Source organism: Desulfurivibrio nitratireducens (genome assembly GCF_044068515.1).
In the GTDB taxonomy this organism is placed as follows: Bacteria; Desulfobacterota; Desulfobulbia; order Desulfobulbales; family Desulfurivibrionaceae; genus Desulfurivibrio.
The window spans coordinates 1-5,889 of sequence record NZ_JBIPKI010000073.1; the positions used below are offsets into that span (position 1 = coordinate 1).

Below are 5,889 nucleotides of genomic sequence, written 5' to 3' on the forward strand. Positions count from 1 at the left end.
CGGCCCCAGCTTGAGCAGGGCCGCGGCCGCCGTTTCGAACTCAGCGCGGGTCCGGATGGTCTGGCCGCTCAGCACCTCGGCCTCGGGGATATTGGGCGTGATGATGGTCGCCCGGGGGATCAGGATTTGCCGCAGGGCCGCGATGGCCTCGTCGTGCAGCAGCTTGGCGCCGCTCTTGCTCACCATCACCGGGTCGAGCACGATGGGAACCGCTCCGCAGCCCCGCAGTTGCCGGGCCACTTCCTCGATGACCTCGGGGGTGTTGAGCATGCCGATCTTGATCGCGTCAACTCCGATATCGGTCAGCACCGCCTCGATCTGGGCCCCGACCATCGCCGCCGGCACCGGGTGGATGGCCGTCACCCCGCAGGTATTCTGGGCGGTCAGGGCGGTGATGGCCGTCATGCCGTAGCAGCCCAGGGCGGAGAAAGCTTTGAGATCGGCCTGAATGCCGGCCCCGCCCCCGGAATCCGAGCCGGCGATGGTCAGAACCCTTCGATACGTTTTCATGGCAGATACTCCGGAAAAACCTTGGCCAGCAGGGTCCGGGTACCGGGACCGAGCGGCAACCCGGCCAGATCGTCGGGCGCCAGCCAGGCCGCCGCCAGGGCGTCGTCGCCGGCCACCGCTTCCCCCGCCAGATATTCGGCGGTGAAATTGACGATGATATAGTGAAAGCGCACCCGCTGGTCCGGATCCCGTTCGATCAGCTCCAGGGGTTCCAGGGGCCGGCCGATGGCCACCGTTACGCTGGTTTCCTCCCGAACCTCCCGCCGGGCCGCCTCGGCCAGGCTTTCCCCGAGTTGCACCCGGCCGCCCGGCACCGTCCAGGTCCCCTCGCCGGGGGGGTTGCCGCGCTTGATCAGCAGCACCCGGCCGTCCCGGATCACCAGCGCCCCGACCCCCATCCGGGGATGCTCGGGATAATCTCCCGCCGCGCTCATCGCCGGATCCCGCCGGCCAGCAGCAGCGGCGCCCCGGCCGGGGCCGGGGGCCGCCGAATACGTAGTCGGCGCCAAAGCAGGGCCGTCACCTATCTGGCCGCCAGGGCGGCATGGTAGGACTGGAGAGACCGGACTTCGCCCTTGCCCTGCAGCCGGGCGGCAATGCCCTTGGCCGCCGCCGTGGCCGCCGCCACCGTGGTGATGTAGGGAACCTTGTAGCGGATCGCGGTCTTGCGGATGTAGGAATCGTCGTGCAGGCTCTGCTTGCCGACCGGGGTGTTGACCACCAGGTGGATCTCGCCGTTTTTGAGCAGGTCGGCAAGGTTGGGGCGCCCCTCGTGCATTTTCTTCACCGCTTCCGCCGCGATCCCCTGGTCGTTGAGGAAACTGGCGGTGCCTTCGGTGGCCAGCAGGACAAAGCCTAAGGCGGCCAGGGTCCGGGCGGCCTCGAGAATGGGGCGCTTGTCCGGCTCCCCCACGGTGAGCAGCACGGTGCCGGCCAGGGGCAGGCTGGTGCCGGTGGCTTCCTGGGCCTTGTAGAAGGCCAGGCCGTAGTTGGCGGCCAGGCCGAGGACCTCGCCGGTGGAGCGCATCTCCGGCCCGAGCAGCGGATCGACCTCGGGGAACATGTTGAAGGGGAAAACCGCCTCCTTGACCCCGAAGTAGGGGATCGGCCCCGAATTGAGCCGGGCCGGATCAAGGGGCTGGCCGAGCATCGCCTGCACCGCCAGGCGGGGCATGGCGATGTTGCAGATCTTCGAAACCAGCGGCACGGTCCGGCTGGCCCGGGGGTTGGCCTCCAGGATGTAAACCTGGTCGCGATAGATGGCGTACTGGATGTTCATCAGGCCGACCACCCCCATTTCCAGGGCGATCCGCTCGGTATATTCGGTGATCGTCGCCAGGTGCTTCGCCGCGATATTGACCGGGGGGATTACGCAGGCGGAGTCGCCCGAATGGACCCCGGCCATTTCGATATGCTCCATCACGGCGGGAACGAAGGCCCGGCGGCCGTCGCAGACGGCGTCGGCCTCCGCCTCGACGGCATCGACCAGAAAGGAGTCGATGAGAATCGGCCGGCCGGGGGAGATGTCCACCGCTTTCTGCAGGTATTCAAGCAGCATATCCTCGTCGTGAACGATCTCCATGGCCCGGCCGCCCAGGACATAGGAGGGCCGGACGATGAGGGGGTAGCCGATGCGCTGGGCGATGAGCAGGGCCTCGCCGATGCTGGCCGCCATGCCCGATTCGGGCTGGGGGATCGCGAGTTTCTTCATCATCGCGTTGAACTGTTCGCGATCCTCGGCCAGGTCGATGGTCTCCGGGCTGGTGCCGATGATCCTGACCCCGGCCGCCTGCAGTTCCGCCGCGATGTTGAGCGGGGTCTGGCCGCCGAACTGGACCACCACCCCCTCCGGCTGCTCCTTGTGATAGATCGACAGCACATCCTCGACGGTGAGAGGTTCGAAATAGAGCTTGTCCGAGGTGTCATAGTCGGTGGAAACTGTTTCCGGGTTGCAGTTGACCATGATCGTCTCATAGCCCGCGTCCCGCAGGGCGAAGGCGGTATGGACGCAGCAATAGTCGAATTCGATGCCCTGGCCGATCCGGTTGGGCCCGCCGCCGAGGACCATGATTTTCTTGCGCTTGCTGACCGGCACCTGGTCCGGGCAGTTGTAGCTGGAATAGTAGTAGGCGGCATCATCGACCCCGCTGACCGGCACCGCGTCCCAGGCCTCGGCCAGCCCGAGAGCCAGGCGGCGCTTGCGCACGGCGGTTTCCGCGATGCCGAGGATCTGGGCCAGGTAGCGGTCGGCAAAGCCGTCCTTCTTGGCTTGGATCAGCAACTCGTCGGGGGGCAGTTGGCCGGCGAAGGGGAGGATCTGCTCTTCCAGCTCCACCAGCTCCCGCATCTGCTCGAGGAACCAGGCCTTGATATGGGTGCGCTCCCGCAGTTGCTCGATGCTCGCCCCTTTGCGCAGGGCTTCATAGATGATGAAGTGGCGCTCGCTGCTCGGCTCCACCAGCAGATCCAGCAGCTCCGGCAGGGATTTCTTGTTGAAATTGGCGGCAAAACCCAGGCCGTAACGGCCGTTTTCCAGGGAGCGGATCGCCTTGTGCAAGGCCTCCTTGTAGTTCTTGCCGATGCTCATCACTTCGCCGACGGCCTTCATCTGGGTGCCGAGCTGATCCTTGACCCCCTTGAATTTTTCAAAGGCCCAGCGGGCAAACTTGATGACCACGTAATCCCCCGAGGGGGTATATTTCTCCAGGGTGCCGTCGCGCCAGTAGGGGATTTCATCCAGGGTCAGGCCGGCGGCCAGCATGGCCGAGATCAGGGCGATGGGAAAGCCGGTCGCCTTGGAGGCCAGGGCCGAGGAGCGGGAGGTCCGCGGGTTGATTTCGATCACCACCACCCGCCCGGTTTGGGGATCGTGGGCAAACTGGACGTTGGTGCCGCCGATGACCTCGATCGCCTCGACAATGCGGTGGGAGTAATCCTCCAGCCGGGCCTGGAGCTCGGGGGAAATGGTCAGCATCGGGGCGGTGCAGAAGGAATCCCCGGTATGGACCCCCATGGGATCGACGTTTTCAATGAAGCAGACCGAGATCTTCTGGTTCTTGGCGTCGCGGACCACCTCGACTTCCAGCTCTTCCCAGCCCCGCACCGATTCCTCGATGAGAACCTGGCTGACCGGGCTCAAGGCCAGCCCCCGGGCGGCGATGTCTTCAAACTCTTCCAGGTTGTAGGCAAAGCCCCCGCCGGTTCCGCCCATGGTGTAGGCGGGCCGGATCACCACCGGCAGGCCGAGCTCCTGAACGATTTCCCGGGCTCTGTCCAACGTGGTGGCGATTTCGCTGCGGGCGGTCTCGATCCCGAGGGCGGCCATGGTCTCTTTGAAGGTCTCGCGGTCCTCTCCCCGTTTGATCCCCGCCAGATTGACGCCGATGACCTCAACCTTGTACTGGTCCAGCACCCCTGCCTCGGCCAGGGCCATGGAGAGGTTCAGGGCCGTCTGGCCGCCGAGATTGGGCAGCAGGGCGTCGGGCCGCTCCTTGGCGATGATTTCGGTCAGCTTGGCCACGTTGAGAGGTTCGATGTAGGTGGCATCAGCCATGCCCGGATCGGTCATGATCGTGGCCGGGTTGGAGTTGACCAGGATAATTCGGTAGCCCAGTTTACGCAGGGCCTTGCAGGCCTGGGTGCCGGAATAATCAAACTCGCAGGCCTGGCCGATGATGATCGGGCCGGAACCGATGATCAGAATGCTCTGGATATCCTCTCGTTTGGGCATGGTTGTTCCTCGTTTGGGGGGAAAAAGATATTCAAGGCCTCATCAGGGGGCAATCAATTCAAGACGGGGGAAATAGCTCCGGTAACGGGCGGCATCGCGGGTCAACAGGGCAAGTCCCTCCACGGCGGCATGAGCGCCGATAAAAAAATCCGGCAGGGGCGAGCGGCGCCGCCCTCCGGCCCGCCGGTAGCGGACAAAGCATTTCCCGGCGAGAAAGGCGGCTTCCCAGGGCAGGGGCCGGCGGGCAAAGTCGGCTTGGGGCAGGGCGTCTTCCAGTTCCTCGATCCGGGCAAAACCCACCGAAACTTCGGCGTAAATCACCGGATTGATGATGAGCTGAAAGCGCTCCGCGCAATCCGCCAGGCGCTCCGCCGACCAGGAAAACCACTGGGGATCCTCCTCGAGGATATCGAGCAGCACATTGCTGTCAACCAGCACCCCGGTGCTCATCATTCCCCTCGGGTCAACGCCATGATTTCCGCGGTACTCATCCTGATGGTGGCCCGGCCGCGCATCCGCTCCACCAGGGCGCGTCCCCTTTTGGCCGGGCCCTGGCTTTTATGGATGGTGATCGTGTTGCCTTCTACCCGGAACTCGATCTCCGTGTGGGGCAACAAGCCGAATTTTTCTCGTACTTCCCGCGGAATGGTTACCTGTCCCTTGCTGGTGATGCGCATGGCCGCCTCCGGTATTACTTGTTATGGTATTACCATATCGCAGGCCGGGGCGGCCGTCAAGACAACCCAGCTTGCCCGGCTCTCCGGACGTGACGGCGCCACAATATAACCGGATATTTGTCAAGCACAAGTACAACCGCCATTTACGGCGGGGGACGGCGGGACATCGCAAGTGCCATACATTTTGATCGGCCTTTCTGCGCTTCCGAAGCTGCTCCGGCCGGCCGGACCTAGGCAGGTAAACGGGACTGTGCCGTTATCGCGTTTCCTTAATTTGCATAGTTGTTTTTTGCTTACCGAAATCATTACCCGAGCAGACCTTCTTCATTCATTCAATGGTCAGGCCGGGGATGCGCGCAAAATGGCGGGCATTGCCGCTGGCCAACACCAGTCAATTGCTTCGGAAACGATGGCGCATAGCACGAAAAAAAGCTCTATTGCCAGAGATTTTCATCCACCGTTTCAAAGCTGCTTATAGCCTGCTCAAATTCAGCGGCGTCCCGCTCACTCCAGGTGCCGGCCAGATGATCCAGATCATTGTAGCGCTTGCGGCGTTGTTTTTTCTCCAGCCCGAGCGATTCCTTGATAATGGTCAGCAGCAGGGCGTTGACACTGCTGTTTTCCTGTTTAGCCCGCTCCTTCAAGCTTTGAGCAAGTTGGGGATCAACTCCGCGTAAAGTAATGGTGGACATGGTTTTATCCTCCGATTCTTGCTGTCTTCTCAACCAGCAGCAAGCCGCTGACGCTGCTGAAATGATCGTCGTAAGTAGCCAGCGCCAGGCCGTGCTGCATGGCGCTGGCGGCAATCCACAAATCATTGGTGGGTATGGGGCGGCCACGGAGCTTCAAATCGGCAAAAATCTGGGCATAGAATTCTGCCGTCTCCTCTTCGACAGGCAGGAGTTCGACGCGGGGGGAATCAAGAAAGCTCTCAAGCTCATCCCGATTTAGCCGTTCCCGATTGCCACAGCG

The 5,889-nt window shown here is 63.0% G+C and carries 7 protein-coding genes; all 7 read right to left on the reverse strand.

Going from position 1 to position 5,889, the window contains the following annotated elements:
* Positions 1-510 (reverse strand): bifunctional hydroxymethylpyrimidine kinase/phosphomethylpyrimidine kinase (gene thiD, locus ACHHTY_RS11610; protein ID WP_395494326.1); only part of this gene is annotated, 510 nt, incomplete at its 3' end.
* Positions 507-944: an NUDIX hydrolase gene (locus ACHHTY_RS11615; protein ID WP_395494327.1), complete on the reverse strand. Its 438-nt coding sequence runs from the start codon at positions 942-944 to the stop codon at positions 507-509. The genes thiD and ACHHTY_RS11615, both read right to left, overlap by 4 nt.
* Before the next feature lie 89 nt (positions 945-1,033).
* A complete protein-coding gene (gene carB / locus ACHHTY_RS11620) occupies positions 1,034-4,240 on the reverse strand; it encodes a carbamoyl-phosphate synthase large subunit (protein ID WP_395494328.1) in 3,207 nt (1,068 codons plus the stop codon).
* A gap of 42 nt (positions 4,241-4,282) precedes the next feature.
* Positions 4,283-4,690 (reverse strand): type II toxin-antitoxin system VapC family toxin, encoded by a 408-nt coding sequence (locus ACHHTY_RS11625; protein WP_395494333.1) that lies wholly within the window; start codon positions 4,688-4,690, stop codon positions 4,283-4,285.
* Entirely contained in the window at positions 4,690-4,917 is a 228-nt protein-coding gene (locus ACHHTY_RS11630; protein WP_395494329.1) for an AbrB/MazE/SpoVT family DNA-binding domain-containing protein, read from the reverse strand. Before ACHHTY_RS11630 ends, ACHHTY_RS11625 begins: the two co-directional genes overlap by 1 nt.
* Positions 4,918-5,351: 434 nt before the next feature.
* Positions 5,352-5,609 carry a hypothetical protein gene (locus ACHHTY_RS11635; protein ID WP_395494330.1) on the reverse strand — a complete coding sequence of 86 codons (258 nt, stop codon included), beginning with the start codon at positions 5,607-5,609 and terminating at the stop codon, positions 5,352-5,354.
* Between the two features lie 4 nt (positions 5,610-5,613).
* The coding region (locus tag ACHHTY_RS11640; RefSeq protein WP_395494332.1) for a PIN domain-containing protein at positions 5,614-5,889 on the reverse strand (276 nt) is incomplete at its 5' end.